We start from the raw sequence: 23,645 nt of genomic DNA on the forward strand, positions 1-23,645 counted from the left end.
CCCCTAGGCTCGACGGCGTGACCGCCTCCGTCCCCGCCCCCCAGTCCCGGCCCCGCGACGTCGTCGGCATAGTCGGCCTCGTCCTCGCGATCGTCCTCGTCCTCGCGCAGATCGGGCGGACCGCGCTCACCACGGCCATCCCGGTCCTCGCGTTCCAGGGCGGCTTCGACACCACGCAGATCGGGGCGCTCTTCGCCGCCCTCGGGGTCACGATGCTCGTGCTCGCGACGGCGACCGCGATCGTCGGCGTCATCGGCGTCGCGCGGAAGGACCGCGCCCGGCTGCTCTCGGCCGTCACGCTCGGCGTCGGCGCGAGCGTCGCGATCGTCGAGCTGGGCGCGCTCGTCGTCCCGCCCCTGGTCGGCCTCTCCCTCCAGTACTGACGAGGCCCGCCGGAGCGGATCCCTCCGCCCGCCCTCGCAGGATCCGCACGGCGCCGCGTCCGTTCCTCGTGCTCCGCTGCGCCGCGACGGCCCTGCCGACTTCCCGGCGATGCGCCAGGATGGGGGCATGACGACACGCGTGGACGGCCTCTTCGTCTACCCGGTGAAGGGCTTGACCCCGCAGCCGCTCCCCCGCGTCGAGCTCACCGCCGGCCGCGGCGTCCCCTTCGACCGCACGATCGCCCTCGCCCGCCCCGGCGGCGCCTACCGGCCCGGCATGCGGCACGGCATCTCCAAGCGCGAGTACTTCGTCCTCGTCGCCGAGGCCCGCCTCGCCGGCCTGACCACGCACCTCGACCCCGACAGCGGAGTGCTCACCGTCGACGTCCGCGGCCACCGGGTCCTCTCCGCCGACCTGGGCGCGGCGGACGGACGGGCCGCACTGCGCTCCTTCGCCGCCCGCGTGCTCGACCTGCCGCCCGGCGTCGAGCCCGTGATCGCCCAGGACGCGGGGCGCCGCTACACCGACACGGCCCACAACTCCGACATCGAGATGGAGTACGTCTCGCTGATCAACCTGGCGAGCGTCCGCGACCTCGCCGAGCGCACCGGCCGGAGCGTCGATCCGCTGCGGTTCCGTGGGAACATCCATCTCGAGGGGCTGCCGGCGTGGAGCGAGCTCGAGCTGCTCGGGGGCGAGCTCAGCGCGGGCGGGCTGCGGCTGCGGATCACGAAGGCCACCGAGCGGTGCGCCGCGACCGAGGTCGAGCCGGGCACCGGTCGGCGCGACCTGCCCGTCCCGCGCCTGCTGCACGAGACCTACGGCCACGAGCTCCTCGGCGTCTACGCGGAGGTCCTCGACGGCGGCACGCTCGGCGCGGGCGACGAGCTGGTGCTCCGTGGCTGAGCTGCGGCTCGTGGTGGCCGAGCGCGAGGCGCTCACCCCGGCCGTCACCCGCTTCGTGCTGCGGAGCGAGGACGGCGCCCCGCTGCCCGGCTACTCCGCCGGCGCGCACCTCACGCTCACGACCCCCTCCGGCGAGCGCCGCAGCTACAGCCTCGTCGAGCCGGGATCCGCGGAGCCGTCGCACTACGCGATCGCGGTGCGCCGGGAGCCCGGGGGTCGGGGCGGATCGCGGAGCCTCCACGACGACGTCCGCGTCGGCGATGTCCTCTCCTCCGCGCCGCCCGCGAACACCTTCGCCCTCCGGCCCGCCGCCCGCTACCTCCTGATCGCCGGCGGGATCGGGGTCACTCCGATCCGCGCGATGGCCGCCGAGCTCCGGGCGCAGGGATCGGCCGTGCAGGTCGTCTACCTCAGCCGCACCCCCGAGGACACCGCGTGGCTCGACGAGTTCTCCGCCGACGGCTCCCTCGTGCACCACAGTGCGATCCACGGCCGGCTCGACCTCTGGCCGCTCGTCGCCGAGCCCGACGACGACGCCCGGATCTACTGCTGCGGTCCGTCCGCGCTGATCGACGAGGTCCTCGCCCTCACGATGCACTGGCGCCCGAGCCGGATCCACGTCGAGGACTTCGCGGGCGTCGACGCCGTCGGCGACCGGGCCGTCCCCTTCGCCGCCGTCTGGGAGCCGACCGGAGCCGTCGTGGAGGTCCCGGCCGACCGCTCGCTCCTCACCGCGCTCCGCTCCTCCGGGATCGACGTCGACTCCTCCTGCGAGTCAGGCACCTGCGGCACCTGCCGCCTGCGCCTCGTCGGCGGGACGGCGGAGCACCGCGACCTGGTGCTGACCCCCGAGGAGCAGGACCGCTGGATCATGCCGTGCGTCTCGCGCTCCGCCGGCGGCGAGCTGGTCGTCGCCCCGGACTGACGGAGCGACGGGGCCGGGCCCCACGCACGCCGGCCGACACGCGTCGGCCGTCGTGTGACGCCGCGTGACGGGCGCCCGGCGCCCGGTCCCCCGCATGCCTAGGCTCCCGGACGGGGGACCACGACCGTCACGACCGAAGGACTTCCGATGACCAGCACCTCCGTCCGCACCCAGCTCGACGAGTTCACCGTCGGCTTCGACGAGACGGTCGGCCCCGAGCTCGCCGCCGTCTTCTCCGGCGAGCGCGACGACCTCGTCGCCGCCGGCGCCCCGAGCGGAGCCGTCACCGCCGGCGACGCGCTTCCCGCCGCCTCCGTCGTGACCGTCGACGGCGACACCGTCGACCTCGCGGACGTCCTCGGCGCGGGCCCGGCCGTCCTCGTCTTCTACCGCGGAGCCTGGTGCCCGTACTGCAACATCACGCTCAAGCACTACAACGAGACCCTCGCCCCCGAGCTCGCGTCGCGCGGAGTCGCCCTCGTCGCGATCAGCCCGCAGACCCCCGACGGGTCGCGCGCGGCGGTCGCGGGCGGCGACCTGGGCTTCACCGTCGTCTCCGACCCCGGCAACACGCTCGCGAGCGCTCTCGGCATCGTCACCGCCCCCAGCGGCGAGGCGCAGGAGGCGCACACCGCGCTCGGCTTCGCCGTGAAGGACAGCAACGCCGACGACACCCCGGCCGTCCCGTACCCGACCGTCCTGGTCGTCGACGCCGACCGGATCGTCCGCACGGCGGACGTGCACGTCGACTACACGACGCGCACGGAGACCGAGGAGATCCTCGCCGCCGTCGACGCGCTCTGACACCTCCGCTCGCACCCTGAGCACGCGCGGCGGTCGAGCACACCCCCTCGCCCGCCGCGCCGCCGCTCCCTAGGCTCGACCCGTGACAGCGGAGACGGACGTACTCGTGGTCGGCGGCGGTCCGGTCGGACTCCTGCTCGGCGCGCTCCTGGCGCGGGCCGGAGTGGACGTGCAGGTGTGGGAGCGGCGCTCCTCGGTACCGCGCGGCTCGCGGGCGATCGGCATCCATCCGCCGTCGCTCGACGCGTTCGCGGCGGTCGGCGCCGATGCTCCCGTGCTGGCCGAGGCCACCCGGGTCCGCGAGGGCGTCGCGCGCAGCCGGGGCCGCACCCTCGGCACGCTCTCGTTCGCGCGCGCCTCCGCGACGCACCCCTACGTCGTCACCCTCGACCAGCACCGCACCGAGGCGATCCTCCGCGAGCGCCTGGAGGCGGCGTCCCCGGACGCGCTGCGCCCCGGGGTCGCGCTGACCGGCCTGCTCCGTCGCGGCTCCACCGTCGAGGCGACCGGCACCGGACCGGGCGGCGAGCCGGTCTCCGTCCGCGCCGCCTTCGTCGTGGGGGCCGACGGCGCCCGGAGCACCGTCCGCGACCTGCTCAGGATCCGCACCACCGGCCGCGACTACCCGGACCGCTACGTGATGGGCGACTTCGCCGACCCCGAGCCCGGCGGTCTCACCGGCACCGCGCTGGTCGACGTCGGCCCGGCCGGAGTGGTGGAGTCCTTCCCCCTGCCGGGCGGTCGGCGCCGGTACGTCGCCCTGAGCGGCCCCGACCGCTCCCTCGGCGCCCCCGCCTGGCGGCCCGAGGAGGCCCCCGACCAGGAGGCCGCGCGCGCCCTGGCCGCCGCTGTCCGCGACCGGACGGGCGCCGACGCCGACCCGGAGACCTGCACGATGCTCAGCGGCTTCCAGGTGCGGCGCCGCGAGGCCGAGCGGATGGGCGTCGGCCGCGTCGTGCTCATCGGCGACGCCGCGCACGAGATCAGTCCGATCGGCGGGCAGGGCATGAACCTCGGCTGGCTCGACGCCGCCGAGCTCGCCCCGCTCCTGGCCGGTGCCGTGCGCCGCGGCGAGGCCGGCCCCTGGCCCGGCTTCGCCCGGCGGCGCACCACCGCGGCCCGGCGCGCGGCGCGGCAGGCGGAGGCGAACATGGCCCTCGGACGCCCGCTCGGCTCGCTCGCGCACCGCGGCCGCGAGGCGTTCCTCCGCACCGCCCTCGCCCTGCCGACCTCGGACCTGCTCGCCCGCGTCTACGCGATGCGCTGGTCCTGAGGGCGGCCGGTCAGCCGACCAGCCGCGCGCCCGCCAGCCCGAGCTCGACCACCAGCACGAGCGAGGCCGCGATCACCAGCCGGAACAGGGTGCGCGTGGGCGGGCCGGTCAGCACCAGGCGGATGCCCGCCGCGGCGAGCACGACCACCGCGAGGGTCCCGATCACCGCGAGCACCACGCCCGTCTGGCGCACCGGCTGGTCGCCGACGAGCTGTCCGACGAGCACGAGCAGCGCGGCGACCACCAGCGACCCGAAGGCGACGACTCCGGAGAACCGCAGGCCGAGGCGGTGCGGGAAGCCGCGGACCCCGGTGGCCTCGTCGTCGACCAGGTCGGGGAGCACGTTCGTGCAGTGGATCGCGACGCCGAACACGGCGCCGGTCGCGATCGCCCACCAGGCGGGGACCCGGCCGTCGCCCGCCGCCACCGCCACCACCGGCAGCAGCCCGAAGGCGACCACGAACGGAGCGACCGACCAGACCGTGCGCTTGAGCCCCGCGTCGTAGGCCCAGCCCGCGGCGACCAGCACCAGGTGCGCGACCGCGGCGACCGGTCCGAGCACCAGCGAGAGCACCACGGCGGCCGCCGCCGTCCCCAGTGCGGCGGCGCGGACGGCGCCCACGCCGATCAGCCCCTGCGCGACCGGCTTGTCGGTGCGCCCCACCGCGCGGTCGCGGTCGGCGTCGATCCAGTCGTTCGCGAGCCCGATCGAGAGCTGCCCGAGCAGCACGGCGAGCGCCACCAGCACGACCTGCCCGAGCGGATGCCCGGACGCCGCCGCGATCACGGTCGCCAGCACGGTGACCGTCACGGTCGGCCCGGGGTGCGACGAGGCCAGCAGGAGTCGCACCCGGGACGTCATCCCGCCAGCCTACGGTCGCGGCGGCACAGCGGGGCGCCGGTCGCGCTCCCCGCCCCGGAGCGGGATCCAGCGTGGTCCGAGCGCGGCGCCCGCATCCGCCCGCGACGGGAATGGCCCGGGATGGGGCAGGGTTGCACCACCCGGCATCCCGACTCAGGAAGAAGGCCTCGTGGACCTCGTGCACTGGCTGTTCGACGCGCAGATCGTCATCGGCGAGCAGACCGTCCTCTGGCGGGAGGTCATCGGCAACGTCTTCGGGCTCCTCAGCGCCCTCGGCGGGATGCGGCGGAAGGTCTGGGCCTGGCCCGTCGGCCTCATCGGCAACGTGCTGCTGTTCACGGTCTTCATGGGCGCCCTGTTCGGCACTCCGAACCCCGTCAACCTGCTCGGCCAGGCCGGGCGGCAGGTGATGTTCATCCTGGTCAGCGTCTACGGCTGGTACCGGTGGACCCACCGCCCCGACGACTCCGCCACCCTGATCGAACCGCGCTGGGCGTCGTGGCGCACCCGCGGCCTGCTGGTGCTCGGGATGGTCGGCGGCACCGCGGTGTTGACGCCCGTGTTCCGCGCGCTCGGCTCCTACGAGCCGGTCTGGAGCGACGCGTGGATCTTCGTCGGCTCCGTCCTCGCCACCTACGGCATGGCGAAGGGCTGGACCGAGTTCTGGCTCATCTGGGTGGCCGTCGACCTGGTCGGCGTGCCGCTGCTGTTCTCGGCCGGCTACTACGCGTCGGGGCTGATGTACGTCTTCTACGGCGCGTTCACCCTGGTCGGCTTCTTCGTCTGGATGCGGCAGGGCACCCGTCCGTCCGCCGCTCCGATCACGGTCGGCTAGCTCTAGCAGCCCGCCGCCGCCGGCGGAAGTGGCCGTGCGGGAGGCGCTGTCGGTGGTCCACTGGGAGCGGAGGCGCCCGCCTCCCCACCAGGAACGGACGCCATGCTCTCCCTCGTCTACTCCAGCCGCACCTCCGCCGGCTTCACGGACGCCGACCTCCCCGCGCTGCTCGCCCAGTGCCGCGCGAACAACGAGCGCCTCGGCCTGACCGGCATGCTCCTGCACCGCGACGGCCGGTTCCTCCAGGTGCTCGAGGGGCCGGACGCGGTCCTGCGCGAGCGGATGGCCGTCATCGCCGCCGACGAGCGCCACGCGCAGCTGCGCACCCTCCTCGAGGAGCCGATCCGGGAGAGGCTGTTCCCGGAGTGGTCGATGGCGTTCGAGTCCGCCGCCGACGCCGAGGCCGCCGGGCTCCGCACCTCCTTCGACGACCTCGACGACGCCGAGGCCGAGAGCGCGACGCTCCCGGCCCTGCGCGAGCTCATCCGCTTCTTCCGCGAGCGGAGCTAGGCGGAGCTGGGCGGAGCTATACGGGACGCCGGGATCGCGGCCGGTCCGCCGCCGGAACCCGACGCCCGTCAGTCCTCCGCCGAGGGAGGAGCGAGCCGGTCGAGCCGCGCCAGGAGCGGGGCGAAGCCGTCGCCGAGCAGGGCGCTCAGCGGCTCGCCGAACCAGAACCGCCAGACGGCGTCGAGCTCCTCGCCGGTGATCCGTCCTCGGCGCAGGAGGATGCTCGCGATCGGGGCCGCCTCAGACGCGTACTCGTCGCGGGGAGCGCCGTCCTCGCGACCCGGCTCGAGTCCGTACGGATCGACCCCGTCGAGCTCCCGCAGGACGGCCGCCACCATCGCGTCACGGCGTTCCGCGGTCGCGCCGTCCTGATTCGTCGGTGCTCGGCGCTCCATCGCGAGAAGGTACCGAGCCCACTCCTCGTCGTCCATTCGTCGTCCCCGATCTCTCCGGATGCCGCGCCTTCTCGAGGCCTTTCTCTTCCTTCGGCGCCGGCTTGTCGAGGCACGGGGGAACCGCCTCTCCGACGGCTTGTCATCCCCCCGCGAGAAAGGCGCGGACGCCTTCCCGCGTCAGCCCCGAGGCGACGGCGAGCCGGTGCTCTCCGGCCCCGAGTCGGGCGGCTCCGCGGAGGGCCGCGGCCCTTTCTCCGCCCTCGCCGGAAGTCCCGCTCCGGAATGCCGCGAATTCCGCGGACACCTTATCGAGAGCGTCGACGACATCGCCGGACACGCTCTCCGGCGGCTCGCCGAGATCGACGCGCCAGCCTCTCCCGGACTTCTCGTCGCTGTCGTTCACACGCGGGAAAGTACCCCGGACCGCAGGGTGGCGCCTGTGATCGCCCGACGCCGTCGCGCCCCAGGGATCCGTCGTCGACTTCCGAGCGCACACGCCTCCCGGTCCGGAGAGGACGGCCTTCGAGGACTGTCCCGCTGACCTCGTCGCCGTGCTCCGCTCCGATGCGGCCTTCGCCTCGGCCGAGGTCTTCGACGGCTGACCCGACCGCGTCGACCACCCGCTGCGACGACCGCGGGGCGGAGGCGCGGATCGCGTCGTTCCGGCGCGCCCGCACCAGCGGTGCCGGAACGTCCGGCCGATCCGGGAGCGGCACCCGTCCGAGCCGTCGAGGTTCCGTCGGTGTGCAGGCCCCCGCGCCGAGGGACGTAAAGTGTGCTCACACGCGCCCGCGGACGGGCGAGCCGCCCGTGAGGGCGCCCCGGTCCTGCGTCGGAGGCGCCGATCACAGAGAGCCGCGGTGCCCGATGCCGGAAGACAAGCCCGCGTCGCGGGCGCCGAGCATCTACGACGTCGCCCGCGCGGCCGGCGTCTCGCACCAGACCGTCTCCCGGGTCCTGAACGACCACCCGAGCCTCCGCGCCGAGACGAAGAAGCGCGTGCTCGAGGTCATGGCCGAGCTCGACTACCGCCCCAACCTCGCCGCGCGGGCACTGGTCACCAGCCGCACCCGCACCGTCGGCGTGCTGTCCTCGCAGAGCCTGCAGTACGGTCCGGCCTCCAGCATCCAGGCCATCGAGGTGGCGGCGCGCGACGCGGGCTACCTCGTCGTCACGGCCAACGTCGACGGCACCGACGGCGCGTCGATCCAGGCCGGGATCCGGCATCTGCTCAACCAGGCGGTCGAGGGCCTCGTGGTCGTCGCCCCGCAGATCCGCGTCTTCGACATCCTCTCCGGAGTCGCGCTGCGCATCCCGCACGTGACGCTGCAGACGAGCGAGGACGACCGCGACGACGCGCTCTACGTCGACCAGATGGCCGGCGCCCGCATCGCCACCGGGCACCTGATCGACCTCGGGCACACCGAGATCGTGCACCTCGCCGGCCCGCAGGACTGGATCGAGGCCGAGGCGCGGATGCGCGGCTACCTCGCCGAGCTCGACCACCGCTCGATCCCGCTGCGCCCGCCGCTGCTCGGCGACTGGAGCGCCGAGCGCGGCCACCGCGTGGGCCTCGAGCTCTCGCGCTTCCTCGACTTCACCGCGGTGTTCGCGGGGAACGACCAGATGGCGCTCGGACTGATGAGCGCGTTCCACGAGCGCGGGGTCCGCGTGCCGGAGGACGTCAGCGTCATCGGCTTCGACGACATCCCCGAGGCTGCGTTCTACTGGCCGCCGCTGACCAGCGTCCGCCAGGACTTCGTGGAGCTCGGACGCCGGTGCGTGGCCGCGCTGCTCAGCCTGATCGAGGGCGACCGGCCGGAGAAGGCGGCGCCGATCGCTCCGCAGCTGGTCGTCCGCGGATCCACGGCCGTCCCCCGGAGCGCGAGCGTCACCGCCTCGCGCTGACCGGCGGCCGCGACGCCCTCGCGCCGCGACCGCCCGGGATCACTCGCCGTGAGCGGCGATCGACACGTCGTTCCAGCGCTTCCAGGTCTCGAGGCGCGACTCGTAGTCCGCCGTCGCGATGCCCAGCGGCGCGCGCCCGAAGAAGATCCGCAGCGGCGGCTCGTCCGCGTCCACGACCGCGAGGATCCCGAGGCGCGAGGCCCGCGGGTCGCCCTGCTGAGCGGCGGAGGGGCGTCGGCTCGCTGCCTCCCGGACCTCGTCGTACGCGGCGATCGGCTCGCTGCGCGACGCGGAGGGACCGGACCAGTCGGTCGAGTACCCGCCGGGCTCGACGAGGGTCACGTGGATCCCGAAGCCGGCGACCTCGGCGGCCAGCGACTGGGTGAAGCCCTCGAGCGCCCACTTCGACGCGTGGTACGCGCCGATCGAGGGGAACGCGCTGATGCCGCCGATGCTCGACACCTGGACGATATGGCCCGAGCCCTGCTCGCGGAGGATCGGCAGCGCGGCCTGGGTGACCCAGAGGGCGCCGAAGACGTTGGTCTCGAGCTGCGCGCGGACCTCCTCCTCGGTGAGCTCCTCGATCATGCCGAAGTGCCCGTAGCCGGCGTTGTTGATCACGACGTCCAGTCGGCCGAACCGGTCGGCCGCGGCCTGCACGGCGGCGAAGCCGGCCTCGCGGTCGGTCACGTCGAGGGTCAGCGGGAGGAACGTGTCCGGGTACTCCTCGACGAGGGCGTCGAGGGTCTCGATCCGGCGGGCGGTCCCGGCGACCGAGTCGCCGCGCTCGAGCGCCGCCTCGGCCCACTCGCGGCCGAAGCCCTTCGAGGCGCCGGTGATGAACCAGGTCTTCGTCATGGTGTGCGTCCTTTCGACAGCGCTGGACGCAACGCCGACGGCTCCGGCTCCCTTCCGGGGCCGGGGACCCTTGACACGAGCGGTCGGGGAGCGGACGACGCGCCGCCGGTGTCCCGTTACCGAGTCGAGACGTGCGCGTTGACATGAACGGCGCCGTCGGGTCTAGCATGACGCAATGTGATCGCTCACATGGCATCACATCTCCGCCCCGATCCCGAGGGCGGCCCTGCATCCACTGCATTCAATGACGAAGGAATCACAGTGACCACAATGAAGCGCGCTCTCATCGCCGGCATCGCCGGCGGAGCGATGATCCTCTCCCTCGCCGCCTGCTCCTCCGGAACCGGTGGCGGCTCGGGCTCGGGATCCGGCGACGGCGGCCTCGTCGGCGTCGCGATGCCGACCAAGTCGTCCGAGCGCTGGATCGCTGACGGCAACAACGTCAAGTCGCAGCTCGAGGAGGCCGGCTACCAGGTCGACCTGCAGTATGCCGAGGACGACATCCCCACCCAGGTCTCGCAGCTCGAGAACATGATCACCAAGGGCGCCAAGGCCCTGATCGTCGCCTCGATCGACGGCACCACCCTCACGAGCGTGCTCGAGGAGGCCAAGGCCAACGACATCCCCGTCATCGCCTACGACCGCCTCATCCGCGACTCCGAGAACGTGGACTACTACGCCACGTTCGACAACTACAAGGTGGGCGTCCAGCAGGCCACCTCGCTCCTCGCGGGCCTCGGTCTCACCGACCTCACCGGCGCGAAGGCCGCCGACGCCCCCGCCGGCCCGTTCAACGTCGAGCTGTTCGCCGGCAGCCCCGACGACAACAACGCCACGTTCTTCTTCAACGGCGCGATGGACACCCTCCAGCCGTACATCGACGACAAGACGCTCGTCGTGAAGTCCGGCGAGACCGACTTCAACACCGTGGCCACGCTCCGCTGGGACGGCGAGGTCGCCCAGAGCCGCATGGAGGACATCCTCACCAAGACGTACTCCGACGGCTCCAAGGTCCAGGGCGTCCTCTCGCCCTACGACGGCCTCAGCCGCGGCATCATCTCGGCTCTGACCGACGCCGGCTACACCGTCGGCTCCGACTTCCCGATCATCACCGGTCAGGACGCCGAGCTCGACTCCGTCAAGGCGATCATCGCCGGCGAGCAGTACGCGACCATCTACAAGGACACCCGCGAGCTCGCCAAGGAGGCCGTGAAGATGGCCCAGGCCGTGCTCGAGGGCACCGAGCCCGAGGTCAACGACACCGACACCTACGACAACGGCAAGAAGGTCGTCCCGTCCTTCCTGCTCGAGCCGGTCATCGTCACCAAGGACCAGATCCAGTCCGTCCTCGTCGACGGCGGCTACTACACCGACGCGGAAGTGAACGGCTAGTCCTCTCTCCTCACCCGAGAAGGAACACCCCGGGAGGGCGCCCACTGGGCGCCCTCCCCCACTACGAAGGAAGGGAGGCGGCGTGACCTCGAACATCCTCGAGATGCGCGGCATCACCAAGACGTTCCCGGGCGTGAAGGCGCTCCAGGACGTCACGCTCAACGCACAGCGCGGCGAAGTCCACGCGATCTGCGGGGAGAACGGCGCCGGCAAGTCGACGCTGATGAAGGTCCTGTCGGGCGTCTACCCCCACGGCACCTACGAGGGCGACATCGTCTTCGAGGACGAGGTGATGCAGTTCTCCAGCATCCGCGACTCGGAGGCGAAGGGCATCGTCATCATCCACCAGGAGCTGGCCCTCAGCCCCTACCTCTCCATCGCGGAGAACATCTTCCTCGGCAACGAGGTGCGCGGCTTCGGCGGCCTGATCGACTGGAACAAGACCAACCAGGAGGCGGCGGCGCTGCTGGCCCGCGTGGGTCTGCGCGAGAACCCGACCACCAAGATCATGGAGATCGGAGTCGGCAAGCAGCAGCTCGTCGAGATCGCGAAGGCGCTCTCCAAGCGGGTCAAGCTGCTCATCCTCGACGAGCCCACCGCGGCCCTGAACGACGAGGACTCGGACCACCTGCTCGACCTGATCCTGCACCTCAAGGAGCAGGGCATCACGTCGATCATCATCAGCCACAAGCTGAACGAGATCAAGAAGATCGCGGACACCGTCACGGTCATCCGAGACGGCAAGACCATCGAGACGATCGCGCACGACGACGTCACCGAGGACCGCATCATCAAGGACATGGTCGGCCGCGACCTCGACCACCGCTACCCGGACCACACGCCGCACATCGGCGAGGAGATCCTGCGCGTGGTCGACTGGACGGCCCACCACCCCCAGGACCCGACCCGCGTCATGGTGGACAAGGTCAACCTGACGGTGCACCGCGGCGAGATCGTCGGCATCGCCGGGCTCATGGGCGCCGGGCGCACCGAGTTCGCGATGAGCCTCTTCGGCCGCTCCTACGGCAGCCGCATCTCCGGCCAGGTCTTCAAGGCCGGCAAGGAGATCAAGATCCGCAACGTCTCGGAGGCGATCGCCCACGGGCTCGCCTACGCGACCGAGGACCGCAAGCACTACGGCCTCAACCTCATCGACGACATCAAGCGGAACATCTCGCTCGCGTCGCTCGACAAGGTCGCCCGCGGCGGACTCGTCGACGACAACCGCGAGTTCGAGGTCGCCAACGAGTACCGCGGCAGCATGAACATCAAGTCGCCGACCGTGCTCGCCAAGACCGGGAAGCTCTCCGGCGGCAACCAGCAGAAGGTCGTCCTGTCGAAGTGGATCTACTCCGACCCGGACGTCCTCATCCTCGACGAGCCCACCCGCGGCATCGACGTGGGTGCGAAGTACGAGATCTACACCATCATCAACCGGCTCGCGGCGCAGGGTAAGGGGATCATCGTCATCTCCTCCGAGCTGCCGGAGCTGCTCGGCATCTGCGACCGCGTCTACGCGCTGTCGGAGGGCCGGATCACGGGCGAGCTGCCCATCGCCGAGGCGACGCCCGAGGCGGTCCTCACCCTCATGACCCAGGAGAAGCAACGATGACCGATCTGCAGAACGAACCGTCCACCGCGGCCGGTGCGCAGGTGAAGCCCACCGAGAACGCCTTCACTAAGCGACTCAGCCACGTGCTGGGCGACCTCGGCAAGAACGGCATCTTCATCGCCCTCATCGTGGTGGTGCTGCTGTTCGAGGTGATGACCGGCGGAATCCTCCTCCGCCCCCAGAACATCTCGAACCTGATCGTCCAGAACGGCTACATCCTGATCCTCGCCATCGGCATGGTGATGGTCATCGTGGCCGGGCACATCGACCTCTCGGTCGGCTCGGTCGCGGCGTTCGTCGGAGCGATCTCGGGCGTCTTCGCGGTCAACATGGGTCTCCCGTGGTGGCTGTCGATCGTCCTCTCCCTCCTCATCGGCGCCCTGGTCGGAGCGTGGCAGGGCTTCTGGATCGCGTACGTCGGGATCCCGGCGTTCATCGTGACCCTGGCGGGCATGCTGATCTTCCGCGGCCTGGCGCTCGTCGTCCTCGGCAACGCGAACATCGGCTCCTTCCCGACCGAGTACCGCGCGCTGGGCAACGGCTTCCTCACCGACCTGTTCGGCGAGACCGACCTCGACCCGCTGTCGCTCGTCATCGGCGCGCTCGCGATCGTCGCCTTCGCCGTGCAGTCCGTGCGCACCCGCCGCGGCCGCCAGAAGTACGCGCAGAGCGTCGAGCCGGGCGCCTGGTTCGTCACCAAGCTCGTCCTCGTCTCCGTCGTGATCGCGGCCTTCTCCTTCGCGCTGGCCACCTTCAAGGGCATCCCGGTCACCCTGATCGTGCTCGCCGTGCTCGTCCTGATCTACGGCGTGGTCATGAACCGCTCCGTCTTCGGCCGTCACGTCTACGCGATCGGCGGCAACCTGCACGCCGCGGAGCTGTCCGGCATCAAGACCCGCAACGTCACCTTCTGGCTGTTCGTCAACATGGGCGTCCTCGCGGCGCTGGCCGGCCTCGTCTTCACCGCGCGACTCAACCTCGCCGGCCCGAAGGCGGGCGACGGCTTCGAGCTCGAGGCCATCTCGGCCGCCTTCATCGGCGGCGCGGCGGTCCAGGGCGGCGTCGGCACCATCGGCGGGGCGATCATCGGTGGTCTCATCATCGGCGTCCTGAACAACGGCATGTCGATCATGGGCATCGGCATCGAGTGGCAGCAGGCGGTCAAGGGCCTCGTGCTCCTGCTCGCGGTCGCCTTCGACGTCTACAACAAGCGCCGCTCGGGCGGACGCTAGGCCCTGCGGTCGTGCCCGACTGGTCGCGGTTCCTGCCGCTGAGCACCGGGCCCTCGGTCGACGAGACGGGCGTCAGCAACGACTGGCGCCCCCTCGTCGCCGAGAGGCTCGACCGCCTCGCCGTCCTGGCCGCCTCCCCCTCCACCACGGAGGGCGAGGCGGCCAGTGCCGTCTCCCGGGACGCCCTGCTCGGAGAGCTCGTCGTGCGGCTCTCGAGCAGCACCGGCCAGCGCCTCGCGACGCGGATGGGCGCCCGAGAGGCCTCCTCCCCTCCTCCTCCCGCCGAGATCGCCCCGGCCCTGGCCGCTCTCGCCTCCGCTCGCCGCGCCGGCGCCGGTCCCCGCTCGGTCGCCGAGCTGGTCGAGGTCGTCCGCGTCGAGCTCGCCCTCTCCCCCGAGCCGCTCGCCCTCTCCTCCCGCATCACCGGCGGGGTGGCCCTGGACCGCCTGCAGCGCGCGCCGCTCGCGATCCGCGCCGCCGTCCGCGGTCGCACCCTCGCTCCGACCGACGCGGAGTGGGAGCTCGGCTCCGGCCCCGCCCTGCGCGTGCCGGCCGACGCGATCCTCCGATTACTGCTCGGCCTCGGGCCCTTCCCCGCCGAGCCGACCGCCTAGGCGGCGCCGCCACCTGCCCCCGGGCGGAGGCGGCGCCGCGCCGGTCGTAGCATCGGAGGATGTCGCGCTCACTGCCGAGAAGCACCCCGTCCGCCCGCTCCGTCGACGCCGAGGGAGTGCTGGCCTTCGTCGAAGGGGTCGAGGCCGCTCCTGGCGTCGAGCTGCACGGCCTGATGGTCGTGCAGGGCGGCGACGTCGTCGCCGAGGGCTGGTGGGCGCCGTACTCGGCCGAGCGGCCGCACCTCTTCTACTCGCTGAGCAAGAGCTTCACCGCGACCGCCGTCGGCCTCGCGGTCGCCGAGGGCCTGGTCGACCTGGACGCCACCGTCCTCTCGTACTTCCCCGAGCTCGACGACGAGATCACCGACCCGCGCTCGCGTGCGATCCGCGTCCGCCACGTCCTCGCGATGGCGAGCGGCCACTCCGCCGAGACGATCGACCGCGCCGAGGAGACGGATCCGGTCGACCTGGTGCGCGGCTTCCTCCTCCTCCCGCCGGAGCAGGAGCCGGGCAGCGTCTTCGCCTACAACCAGCCCTGCACCTTCGCCGCCGCCGCGATCGTGCAGCGCGTGAGCGGGCAGTCGCTGACCGACTACCTGCGCCCGCGCCTGCTCGATCCGCTCGGCATCGGCGAGGTCGCCTGGCATCGCGACGACTCGGGGCGCGAGCTCGGCTACAGCGGGCTGCACGCCACCACCGAGGCGGCAGCTGCGCTCGGACTGCTGTACCTGCAGGAGGGGCGCTGGGGCGACCGGCGGATCCTCTCGCCGGAGTGGGTCGCCGAGGCGTCCCGCGCGCACGTCCCGACCCACGAGGACGGCGGACCGGACTGGCAGCAGGGCTACGGCTTCCAGTTCTGGCGGTCGCTGCACGGCTACCGCGCGGACGGCGCGTACGGGCAGTTCAGCCTGATCGTGCCCGAGCACGAGCTCGTGATCGCGCTGACCGGCCAGACCTCGGACACGCAGACGCTGCTCGCGCTCGCCTGGGAGCACCTGCTCCCCGCCGTCGGCCGAGGGTCCACGGCGGAGGCCGACGCCCGACTGGCCGACCGGCTGTCGGAGCTCGCCCTGCCCCCGCTCGAGGGCGCCTCCCCCGCGACCGGGAGCTACACGCCGGTCGGATCGTGGCCCGACGCCGTCGAGGTGACGGCCGACGAGGGCGGCTGGACGCTCGCGCTGATCGAGGGCGACGAGCGCTTCGCCGTGACGCCCGGCGCAGGAGCCTGGACCGTCGACGGGCCGTTCGCGGCGAGCGCCGGACCCTCGGGCGACAGCGTGCTGGTCGACGTCGTGTTCCTCGAGACCCCGCACCGCCTGCACATCGAGCTCGCTCCCGACCGCACCGCCCGCGTCCGCTGGGAGACGGAGCCGCTGCACGACGGCCCGCTCGCCGGACTGCGCGCCCCGCGCTGACGGCAGGACCCGCTCCGCTCATCCGTCGCGAACGGCCCGTCCGCCCCTCGACGACGGGCCGTGGCGACGGATCGAGAGGGGTCGCGCTCGGCCGTGCGGACCGCGCCCATCGGGCGGTGCTCACCGGGGGTCGACGAGTCGAGGAGCGGAGTGGGCACGAGGGTCCTTCCTGGGTGGCGGCGCTCTGGCACAATCGTCGGAGCGCTGCTCCGGAACATTGCGGAGCACTGCTCCGGAACGTGGTGGAGCTGCGCTCGGAGGCATTATGGAGCGCCGCTCCGACAAGCAAGGAGAACCGATGAGCGACCGTGCGCCCCGCACGCCCGGCCGACCGCGGACGAGTCGCGACGCTCTGCTCGCCGCCGCGGCGACGGTGTTCGTGGCCTCCGGGGTGGACGCGCCGGTCCGCGAGATCGCGGCGGAGGCCGGCGTCGGCATGGGGACGATCTACCGGCACTTCCCGACCCGCTCGGAGCTCGTGGTCGCCGTCTACCGCCACCAGGTCGAGGCCTGCGCGGAGGCGGGCCCACGGCTGCTCGCCGACAGCGCGACCCCGGAGGCCGCCCTCCGGGCCTGGGTCGCCCACTTCGTCGACCTCCTGGTGACCAAGCACGGCCTCGCCGGTGCGCTCCAGGGCGACAGCGCCGGATCCGACGCCCTGCACGCGTACTTCGTGGAGCGGCTCGTCCCCGTCTGCGGCGACCTGCTCGGGGCGGCACGACCCGCCCGGATCCCGGCGTCGAGTCTCAGCGGCTACATGCTCCTCAAGGGCATCGGCAACCTCTGCATCGGCGCCGCCCACGATCCGGACTACGACGCCGACACCCTCGTGCAGGCCCTCGTCACCGGAGCGCTGCAGGCGGATCAGCCCTGATCGCCTCCACGGTCCGCTCGACCGCGTCCTCGACCGCCGCCCGGCGGCTCGCGTCGTCCTCGCGCTCGGACTCGTGGACGAAGACGGCTGCGCCGCGCCGGGCTCCGCAGTAGTCGATGATCCCGTGCTGGATCTGCGTCAGCAGCGCCTGCTCGTAGCCGTGCCGCTCGTAGGTCCCGGCGGAGTCCCCCGCGACGAGGACGAGGTGGACGGTCAGAGCGCCGAGCCTGCGCTGCGTGCCGTGGACGGGGTCGATGTCGAAGGCCCAGCCGGTGAGGAAGACGCGGTCGATCCAGCCCTTCAGCAGCGCGGGCATCGACCACCAGTAGACGGGGAAGACGAGCACGAGGTGGTCGACGCCGTCGAGCCGGCGCTGCTCGCGGAGGACGTCGTCGGGAACCGGGCCGACACCGCGGTAGCGGTCCCGGTCGGCCGCGCCGAACCGCGGATCGAAGCCCTCGGCGTCGAGGTCGGCCGTCTCCACTCCGTCGGGGCCGAGCTCCTCCCGCAGCCGCCGGGCGAGGGCGGCGGTGAGGGAGTCGCGGTCGGGGTGCGCGGTGACGAGGAGGGTGCTCACCGCTCCAGTGAACCGCACCCGCCCTGCGGCACCCCTGGCACGATGACCCGGTGACTCCGCACCGCTCCCCCAGCCGCCCCGACGTCGTCTCCGTCGAGCTCGTCGGTGGACCGGAGCCGCTCGAGCTCGCCCTGCACGAGCACGACCCCGAGTGGTCCGCCCTGTTCGAGGAGCACCGGCGGCGCATCCTCGAGGCCGTCCCGGGCGTACGGGTCGAGCACATCGGCTCGACCTCCGTTCCGGGCCTGCCCGCGAAGCCGATCGTCGACGTGCTGGTCGTCGTGCCCGACGTCACGGCGGAGGAGGACCACGTCGCGCCGCTGCTCGAGGCCGGCTACGTCCTGCGCACCCGCGAGCCCGGGCACCGGCTGGTCCGCACGCCCGGACGGGACGCCCACGTCCACATCTACGAGGAGGGTCATCCCGCGATCGACGCGTACCTCCTCCTGCGCGACCGGCTGCGCACCGACCCGGCCGACCGCGAGCTCTACCGCAGCACGAAGGCGTCTCTCCTCCTCCGGCGCTGGGAGGACGGGAACGACTACGCCGACGCGAAGTCCGCCGTGATCGCGGCCATCCTCGAGCGCGCGAGATCCTCGCAGCCCTGAGATCGATATCCGGAAGAACTGAGCGGGCTCGATAGCGCTCGCCAGGCGGTCGGCGGCTAGGCCGCACCGCACGTTCGATCGCCTCGAGCCCTCCGGCTCGGGGGCGATCGCGGTTCGGGCGTCGGAGCTTCCGAATGTCCATATGTGAAAACCTAGGGGTATTAGGATCAACGCGTGCCCCGTCGCTCCCTCACCCGCTCCGCCGTCATCGATCGCGCCGCCGCGATCGCCGACGCCGATGGTCTCGCCGCCGTGACCCTGGCCGCCGTCGCCCGCTCGCTCGAGGTGCAGACGCCGAGCCTCTACACGCACGTCCGCGATCTCGCCGCACTCCGCGACGGCGTCACGGTCCTGGCCCTCGACGAGCTGTCCGACCGCATCGCCGTCGCGATCGCCGGACGCTCCGCCCGGGAGGCGCTGGACGGCTTCGCCGACGCCCACCGCTCCTTCGCGCGCGAGCGGCCGGGCCTGTGGGAGTCGCTGCAGCGCACTGCGGGGCCGGACGCGGTCGCCGCCCCGGCCGCCCGCCGCGTCGTGCAGCTCACAGATGCGGTCCTCCTCGGCTACGCGATCCCCGCCGAGGACCGGGTGCACGCCGTCCGAGTGACGGGCGCCGCTCTGAACGGCTTCCTCACCCTCGAACGGCTCGGGAGCTTCGCGCACAGCAGCCCGACCCCCGCGCAGTCGTGGAGCGAGCTCCTCGCCTGCCTGCACTTTCTTTTCAGCCACTGGACCCGCCGGAAGGACATCCCCGCATGATCAGCACACCCCTCACCGAACGGCTCGTCCACGGCGCGATCGAGCTGGAGGAGGTGCCCCGCGGAGTCCGGCCGCACCGCCTCCCCCGCGCGGTCCGCGAGCGCGATGCGGATGCGCAGCTCCTGCTGATGGAGGCGCAGCCCTCGGGTGTCCGGATCTCCTTCGTCACCGAGGCGCGACGGATCGAGCTCGACGTGCACGCGACACGGGTCGCCTATCGGGGGCTGCCCCGGCCGCGCGGCGCAGTCGACGCGGTCGTCGACGGCGAGATGACCGCCTCCCACGCGCTCACCGGAGGCGACGCGATCGAATTCGACCTCGCGACCGGTGACCGGGCCCTCCTCCCCGGACCTCTCGACACGGTCGGGCTCGACCTCCCGGCCGGGCCGTCTCGCGTGGAGCTGCTCCTCCCGCACAACGAGGCGGTGGACCTCGTGGCCCTGCGGTCCGACGCACCGCTCGAACCCGCGCCGCTCTCCGGCCCCGTCTGGCTGCACCACGGCAGTTCGATCAGCCAGGGCTCGAACGCGGCGCGCCCCTCGGGCATCTGGCCGGCCGTGGCCGCCCGGGCGAGCGGCGCCCGCCTGGTGAACCTCGGCTTCGGCGGGAGCGCACTCGTCGACCCCTTCACCGCTCGCGTGATGCGGGACACTCCTGCCGACCTGATCAGTGTCGCGCTCGGCACCAACCTCGTGAACCTCGACGGCATGCGCCGCCGCACCTTTGTGCCGGCGGTGCACGGCTTCCTCGACACGATCCGCGAGGGCCATCCCGCGACGCCGCTGCTCCTCGTCACTCCGCTCTTCTGCGGGATCCACGAGGACACGCCGGGGCCGGGCGACGTCGATCCCGCGTCCTTCACGACCGGGGCGCCGCGCTTCGTCGCGACCGGCGACCCGGGCGACACCGCGAACGGACGGCTGACCCTGCGGATCGTCCGCGAGGCGCTGGCCGAGGTCGTCGCCGCGCGCTCCGACGACCCGGACCTGCGACTGCTCGACGGGCTCGCGCTCTACGGGCCGGACGACGCCCAGCGGCTCCCGCTCCCGGACGGCCTGCACCCGGATCCGGAAGCGCACGAGCTCATCGGCCGCCGGTTCGCGGAGCTCGCCTTCGGCCCGGGCGGGGCGTTCGCGCCGGAGCGCTGAGCGGCCAAGACGGAGCCCGGGCGGCCGTCCGACGCCCGGCCGTCGGTCGACCTGAATGTTGACGTCATCAGAGCCTCGTGGAAGCCTGATGTTTGCGTGAACATGCGCGAAGTCCCCGGTGCAAAGGAGCACAGCATGACGTCTCGACCACGAACGGCCGCCGCGGCGGTGGCCGCGCTGCTCGTCGCAGCGCTCCTGGGAACAGGAGCGCAGTCGGCCTCGGCCGCCGTGGCCACGGATCCCGACGACGGAGTGCCGCGCACCTCGACGCCCGTGACCTACACCGACTACCCGGCGGTCCAGGACCCGGGCAGCACCGCGGCCGGCTACTTCCAGCCCTACTGGTACGACACCGACGGCCGCCACATCCAGGCGCACGGCGGCCAGATCGTCACCGTCGAGGAGGGCGGTCAGCAGGTCCAGTACTGGTACGGCGAGGACCGCACGAAGGGCTACTGGAACAGCCCCGGAGTCGCGGTCTACCGCTCCACCGACGGCCACAACTGGGAGAACAAGGGCACCGCGCTCCGCAGCGTCTCGGCTCCGGCCGACCTCGAGGCCCCCTACTTCGACGCGCTCTACGACACCGTCGACGACTCCGGAGCCCCTCGCGCCGACCGCATCGCGGAGCTCGACTACCACCTCGACACGACGCAGGCCTCGCCGAACACCGCCATCTTCGAGCGCCCCAAGGTCCTCTTCAACGAGAAGACCGGCAAGTGGGTCATGTGGTGGCACTCCGACGGCCGCACCACCCCGGGTGGCAGCACCTACGCGCGCTCGATGGCGGGAGTCGCCGTCTCGGACAGCCCGACCGGGCCCTTCACGCTCCAGGGCGTCTACCGCCTCTACAACCGCACGGACTACAAGGCCTGCACCACCTCCGCCGTGCCCGGGCAGGCCCGGGACATGACCGTCTTCCAGGACGAGGACGGCACCGCGTACATCTCCTACTCCTCCGAGGAGAACTACTCGCTCTACGTGGCGAAGCTCGACGCCGACTACACCAACGTCGAGCGGACCACCACGACCGACACCCTCGACGCGAACCAGTACTCGGCCGACGGGACGTACCCCTACGTCTTCGCCGACGGTGCGGCCGGAGCACCGGTGCGCGGCACCGACTTCCAGATCGTGAAGGAGTGCGGACACCTCGAGGCGCCCGCGATCTTCGCCAACGGCGGCAAGTACTACACGATCGCCTCCGGGGCGACCGGCTGGGCGCCGAACCCGCAGACCTACTACACCGCCGACTCGATCCTCGGCGCGTGGACCCGCGGAGTCGAGAAGGGCGACGCCGACGAGAACGTCGCCTACAACGCGATCCCGGAGGGCGGCGACGGCCTGCTCTCGATCGGCGACTCCCGCAAGACGACCTTCGGCTCGCAGTCGACGAACGTCCTCACGCTCGCTCCCGGGAAGTACGTCTACATGGGCGACCGGTGGAACGAGGGCAAGTCGGACTCGACCTACGTCTGGCTCCCGATGACGGTCGGCGAGAACGGCCGCCTCGAGATGCGGAACCCGGCTCAGGAGGACCCGGCGCGCTGGGGATCCGGCTGGAACCTCTCCTACTGGGACGACAAGGGGGTCGGCGAGGGCGTCTGGTCGGTCGTGGACGCCCGTCTGCCGAAGCAGGTCCGCCGCGGCGCCGACATCGCCGCCGCGCTCCCCTCGACGGTCTCGGTCGCGAGCAACGGCTCGACCCGCGACGTCGCCGTGACCTGGGCCGCCCCCGGCCCCGCCGAGCTCGGCACGGTGCAGGTGACGGGCACGCTCGCCGCCGACGCCGGATTCTCCTCCGGCCGCCGCTTCACCCGCATGATCGAGGTGGCGGAGCCGAGCATCGCGAACCTCGCTCCCGGAGCGTCCGTCGCGGTCTCGAGTCGCACGGACCTCGCCGGCAAGCTCATCGACGGCGACGTGAAGGGCAAGGGCTGGGACGACTGGTCCTCGGCCGGCTACCCGCGCGACAGCCGCCTCTCCTTCTCCTGGGGCGCGGCGCAGAACCTCGACTCGGTCACGGTCAGCACCTACAAGGACGGTGCGACCGCCACCTGGCCGTCGAGGATCGAGGTCGAGTACCAGGTGAACGACGCATGGACGACTTCCTCCGTCGCCAGCACCCTCAGCCAGGCCGCGACCGGATCCGCCCCGACGGCGATCCTCGACCTGTCCTCCCTGCCCGACACCACGGGCCTCCGCCTGCACCTCACCAGCGCGGCGAACACGTGGCAGTCGGTCTCGGAGGTGCAGATCTGGGGCACCGCGCCGCCGACGAACGTCTGCCGCGTTCCCGGGGCCGCAGTCTCGGCGTCGTTCAGCCAGACGAAGTACGCGACCCTCCCCGCGAAGAACGCCTGCGACGGCAACGTGAGCACCCCCTGGTCGACCTGGACCGACGGCACCTTCGCCGGCAGCGCCGAGTTCACGCTGACGAACACCGAGGCGCACCGCGTCGCCGGGCTCACCTTCACCAACACCGAGGGCACCCTGGCGTCGGTGAGCGTGGCCTACCGCGCCGAGGACGGCACCTGGAAGCCGACCACCGCGCAGAACGTCGCTCCGGCGGCGAACGGCACGCTGACCACGATCCCGTTCGCGGCGGTCTCGGCCACCGGCCTGAAGCTGACCTTCTCCACGCCGGGCTCGTTCCTCAAGATCGGCGAGATCGTCGTCCCCGAGGCGGCCGCCCCGGCGCTGACGGTGCCGGTGACCGTGACGTCGCGCTGCGTCGCCGGGAAGGCGGTGCTGACGGTCCTCGCCAAGAACGGCGGCACCGCTCCGATCGACGTCGCGATGGCCTCGGCCTACGGCTCGAAGACGGTCACCGCGGTGGCCGCGGGCGCGAGCGGATCCTCCGCGTTCACCACCCGCCTGGCGAGCATGCCGGGCAGCCAGGTGACGGTGACCGCCACGGCGGGCTCCGAGACCTTCGCGCAGACGGTGGCCTACCCGGCCCGCGTCTGCTGAGCGCACGGCGGCCGGTCGACCGGCCGTGAGGGAGGAGGGAGTGCCCGTGGGCGCTCCCTCCTCTGCATGTGCGGCACATCATCCGAGGCGCAGGGCGAGTGCGGGCTCGAGGCGCGCGGCTCAGGGCTCCAGATGCCGAAGGACGTGCCGGGCCTGGGCGGGAGCGCCGTCACGTCGATCTCCGCGGGCGGGAAGGAACAGCCGCTCCCCCGCAGGTGCTCCCCGAGAAGGAGATCGGTCGCCTGATCGATCCGGCTCAGCGCCGCCTCGTCGAGGAGGTGGGCGCACGAGCATGGCCGAGCCCGCTGGCGCGCTCCGCGGCACTCCACCCGGAAGCGGGGGTGCAGAGCTCTTCACGCTCCTGGTAGTAATCACAGGCGGGCGCATCGCAGAGCCCGCAGAACTGGACCGTCCGTGACCCGCACCACCCGCGCTCTCGCCGCGTTCGCCCCGACGACGACCCTCGTGCTCTCCGTGGTGTTCGCCTCCGCCGCACTCGCGCCCGAGGCGATGACCGCCCCGGAAGCGGTGTCGACGCCGACCGCCGCCTCGCCCGCGGAGGATGCGGCGGCGACTGCGGACCCCTCCGCTCCCGGTGCGGGATCCGGCGCCTCCGACCGCCGCTCCTCGAGCCCCTCCTCCGCAGGCCCCGTCGAGCCCGCGCAGCCGACGACCGGCTCCTCCCCCGTGAACCGGCGCTGGAGGGCGGTGGAGCCCGACTCGGCGAGCGCCCTCACCGGCCCGAGCGCCTCGATCGGAGCCGACCACCTCGGCTGCACCC

Annotated in this window: 23 protein-coding genes and 1 pseudogene; 19 read left to right on the plus strand and 5 right to left on the minus strand. The window is 72.6% G+C overall.

Translation table 11 applies throughout. The features are described 5' to 3' along the window. Positions 1–17 precede the first annotated feature (17 nt). The 5 genes from C5D36_RS15710 to C5D36_RS15730 all read left to right on the plus strand — a co-directional run bounded on the left by C5D36_RS15710 (position 18) and on the right by C5D36_RS15730 (position 4,292). Positions 18–383, plus strand: a complete 366-nt coding sequence (locus tag C5D36_RS15710) for a hypothetical protein (RefSeq protein WP_104296217.1) — start codon at positions 18–20, stop codon at positions 381–383. A gap of 127 nt (positions 384–510) precedes the next feature. After that, the gene (locus C5D36_RS15715) at positions 511–1,290 is read left to right on the plus strand and encodes an MOSC domain-containing protein (RefSeq protein WP_181072926.1); all 780 of its coding nucleotides are present in this window, start codon (positions 511–513) and stop codon (positions 1,288–1,290) included. Next, complete coding sequence (locus C5D36_RS15720; RefSeq protein ID WP_104283935.1) at positions 1,283–2,215, plus strand: PDR/VanB family oxidoreductase; 933 nt, start codon at positions 1,283–1,285, stop codon at positions 2,213–2,215. The genes C5D36_RS15715 and C5D36_RS15720 overlap by 8 nt, the downstream gene beginning before the upstream one ends. Before the next feature lie 147 nt (positions 2,216–2,362). After that, a complete protein-coding gene (locus C5D36_RS15725) occupies positions 2,363–3,019 on the plus strand; it encodes a peroxiredoxin-like family protein (protein WP_104296219.1) in 657 nt (218 codons plus the stop codon). An 82-nt stretch (positions 3,020–3,101) separates the two neighbouring features. Next, complete coding sequence (locus tag C5D36_RS15730) at positions 3,102–4,292, plus strand: NAD(P)/FAD-dependent oxidoreductase (protein ID WP_104296220.1); 1,191 nt, start codon at positions 3,102–3,104, stop codon at positions 4,290–4,292. Positions 4,293–4,302: 10 nt separating this feature from the next. On the opposite strand, the gene C5D36_RS15735 is transcribed toward C5D36_RS15730, so the two are convergent. After that, on the minus strand, positions 4,303–5,154 hold the full coding sequence (locus C5D36_RS15735; RefSeq protein WP_104296221.1) for a UbiA family prenyltransferase: 852 nt from the start codon (positions 5,152–5,154) through the stop codon (positions 4,303–4,305). Positions 5,155–5,323: 169 nt separating this feature from the next. Here C5D36_RS15735 and pnuC point away from each other — a divergent pair, with 169 nt between their 5' ends. Next, positions 5,324–5,989, plus strand: coding sequence for a nicotinamide riboside transporter PnuC (gene pnuC / locus C5D36_RS15740; RefSeq protein WP_104296222.1), 666 nt, complete (start codon positions 5,324–5,326; stop codon positions 5,987–5,989). 102 nt (positions 5,990–6,091) lie between these two features. Next, positions 6,092–6,499, plus strand: coding sequence for a BLUF domain-containing protein (locus tag C5D36_RS15745; protein ID WP_104224988.1), 408 nt, complete (start codon positions 6,092–6,094; stop codon positions 6,497–6,499). A gap of 68 nt (positions 6,500–6,567) precedes the next feature. On the opposite strand, the gene C5D36_RS15750 is transcribed toward C5D36_RS15745, so the two are convergent. Next, positions 6,568–6,894 carry a hypothetical protein gene (locus tag C5D36_RS15750; RefSeq protein WP_146078497.1) on the minus strand — a complete coding sequence of 109 codons (327 nt, stop codon included), beginning with the start codon at positions 6,892–6,894 and terminating at the stop codon, positions 6,568–6,570. A 139-nt stretch (positions 6,895–7,033) separates the two neighbouring features. Beyond that, positions 7,034–7,297, minus strand: a complete 264-nt coding sequence (locus C5D36_RS15755) for a hypothetical protein (RefSeq protein WP_104296224.1) — start codon at positions 7,295–7,297, stop codon at positions 7,034–7,036. A gap of 464 nt (positions 7,298–7,761) precedes the next feature. Here C5D36_RS15755 and C5D36_RS15760 point away from each other — a divergent pair, with 464 nt between their 5' ends. After that, positions 7,762–8,802 (plus strand): LacI family DNA-binding transcriptional regulator, encoded by a 1,041-nt coding sequence (locus tag C5D36_RS15760; RefSeq protein ID WP_104234510.1) that lies wholly within the window; start codon positions 7,762–7,764, stop codon positions 8,800–8,802. A gap of 39 nt (positions 8,803–8,841) precedes the next feature. Here the strand turns inward: C5D36_RS15760 and C5D36_RS15765 are convergent, their stop codons facing one another. Beyond that, the gene (locus tag C5D36_RS15765; RefSeq protein WP_104224985.1) at positions 8,842–9,660 is read right to left on the minus strand and encodes an SDR family oxidoreductase; all 819 of its coding nucleotides are present in this window, start codon (positions 9,658–9,660) and stop codon (positions 8,842–8,844) included. A 270-nt stretch (positions 9,661–9,930) separates the two neighbouring features. Between C5D36_RS15765 and chvE the strand changes: the two genes are divergently transcribed. The 6 genes from chvE to C5D36_RS15795 all read left to right on the plus strand — a co-directional run bounded on the left by chvE (position 9,931) and on the right by C5D36_RS15795 (position 16,799). Continuing rightward, positions 9,931–11,052: a multiple monosaccharide ABC transporter substrate-binding protein gene (chvE, locus tag C5D36_RS15770; RefSeq protein ID WP_104224984.1), complete on the plus strand. Its 1,122-nt coding sequence runs from the start codon at positions 9,931–9,933 to the stop codon at positions 11,050–11,052. 82 nt (positions 11,053–11,134) lie between these two features. After that, entirely contained in the window at positions 11,135–12,664 is a 1,530-nt protein-coding gene (mmsA, locus tag C5D36_RS15775) for a multiple monosaccharide ABC transporter ATP-binding protein (RefSeq protein WP_104227396.1), read from the plus strand. Next, positions 12,661–13,896, plus strand: a complete 1,236-nt coding sequence (gene mmsB / locus C5D36_RS15780) for a multiple monosaccharide ABC transporter permease (RefSeq protein WP_104224982.1) — start codon at positions 12,661–12,663, stop codon at positions 13,894–13,896. The genes mmsA and mmsB overlap by 4 nt, the downstream gene beginning before the upstream one ends. 11 nt (positions 13,897–13,907) lie before the next feature. Beyond that, entirely contained in the window at positions 13,908–14,510 is a 603-nt protein-coding gene (locus C5D36_RS15785; RefSeq protein WP_104296225.1) for a hypothetical protein, read from the plus strand. 59 nt (positions 14,511–14,569) lie between these two features. Then, on the plus strand, positions 14,570–15,925 hold the full coding sequence (locus C5D36_RS15790) for a serine hydrolase (RefSeq protein ID WP_104296226.1): 1,356 nt from the start codon (positions 14,570–14,572) through the stop codon (positions 15,923–15,925). A gap of 298 nt (positions 15,926–16,223) precedes the next feature. Continuing rightward, positions 16,224–16,799: a TetR/AcrR family transcriptional regulator gene (locus C5D36_RS15795; RefSeq protein ID WP_104296227.1), complete on the plus strand. Its 576-nt coding sequence runs from the start codon at positions 16,224–16,226 to the stop codon at positions 16,797–16,799. Here the strand turns inward: C5D36_RS15795 and C5D36_RS15800 are convergent. After that, positions 16,768–17,376 (minus strand): NAD(P)H-dependent oxidoreductase, encoded by a 609-nt coding sequence (locus C5D36_RS15800; protein ID WP_104296228.1) that lies wholly within the window; start codon positions 17,374–17,376, stop codon positions 16,768–16,770. The genes C5D36_RS15795 and C5D36_RS15800 overlap by 32 nt on opposite strands. Before the next feature lie 50 nt (positions 17,377–17,426). On the opposite strand from C5D36_RS15800, the gene C5D36_RS15805 reads away from it, so the two are divergent. The 5 genes and pseudogenes from C5D36_RS15805 to C5D36_RS15830 all read left to right on the plus strand — a co-directional run. Next, positions 17,427–17,984: a GrpB family protein gene (locus tag C5D36_RS15805; RefSeq protein WP_104296229.1), complete on the plus strand. Its 558-nt coding sequence runs from the start codon at positions 17,427–17,429 to the stop codon at positions 17,982–17,984. A gap of 174 nt (positions 17,985–18,158) precedes the next feature. After that, positions 18,159–18,743, plus strand: coding sequence for a TetR-like C-terminal domain-containing protein (locus C5D36_RS15810; protein ID WP_104224976.1), 585 nt, complete (start codon positions 18,159–18,161; stop codon positions 18,741–18,743). Then, complete coding sequence (locus C5D36_RS15815; RefSeq protein ID WP_104296230.1) at positions 18,740–19,891, plus strand: GDSL-type esterase/lipase family protein; 1,152 nt, start codon at positions 18,740–18,742, stop codon at positions 19,889–19,891. Before C5D36_RS15810 ends, C5D36_RS15815 begins: the two co-directional genes overlap by 4 nt. A 135-nt stretch (positions 19,892–20,026) precedes the next feature. Further along, positions 20,027–22,864: a discoidin domain-containing protein gene (locus C5D36_RS15820; RefSeq protein WP_104296231.1), complete on the plus strand. Its 2,838-nt coding sequence runs from the start codon at positions 20,027–20,029 to the stop codon at positions 22,862–22,864. A gap of 414 nt (positions 22,865–23,278) precedes the next feature. Then, a pseudogene (locus tag C5D36_RS15830) lies at positions 23,279–23,645 on the plus strand (hypothetical protein); the annotation flags it as partial.

The organism is Rathayibacter sp. AY1C6, assembly GCF_002931535.1.
Classification (GTDB): Bacteria; Actinomycetota; Actinomycetes; order Actinomycetales; family Microbacteriaceae; genus Rathayibacter.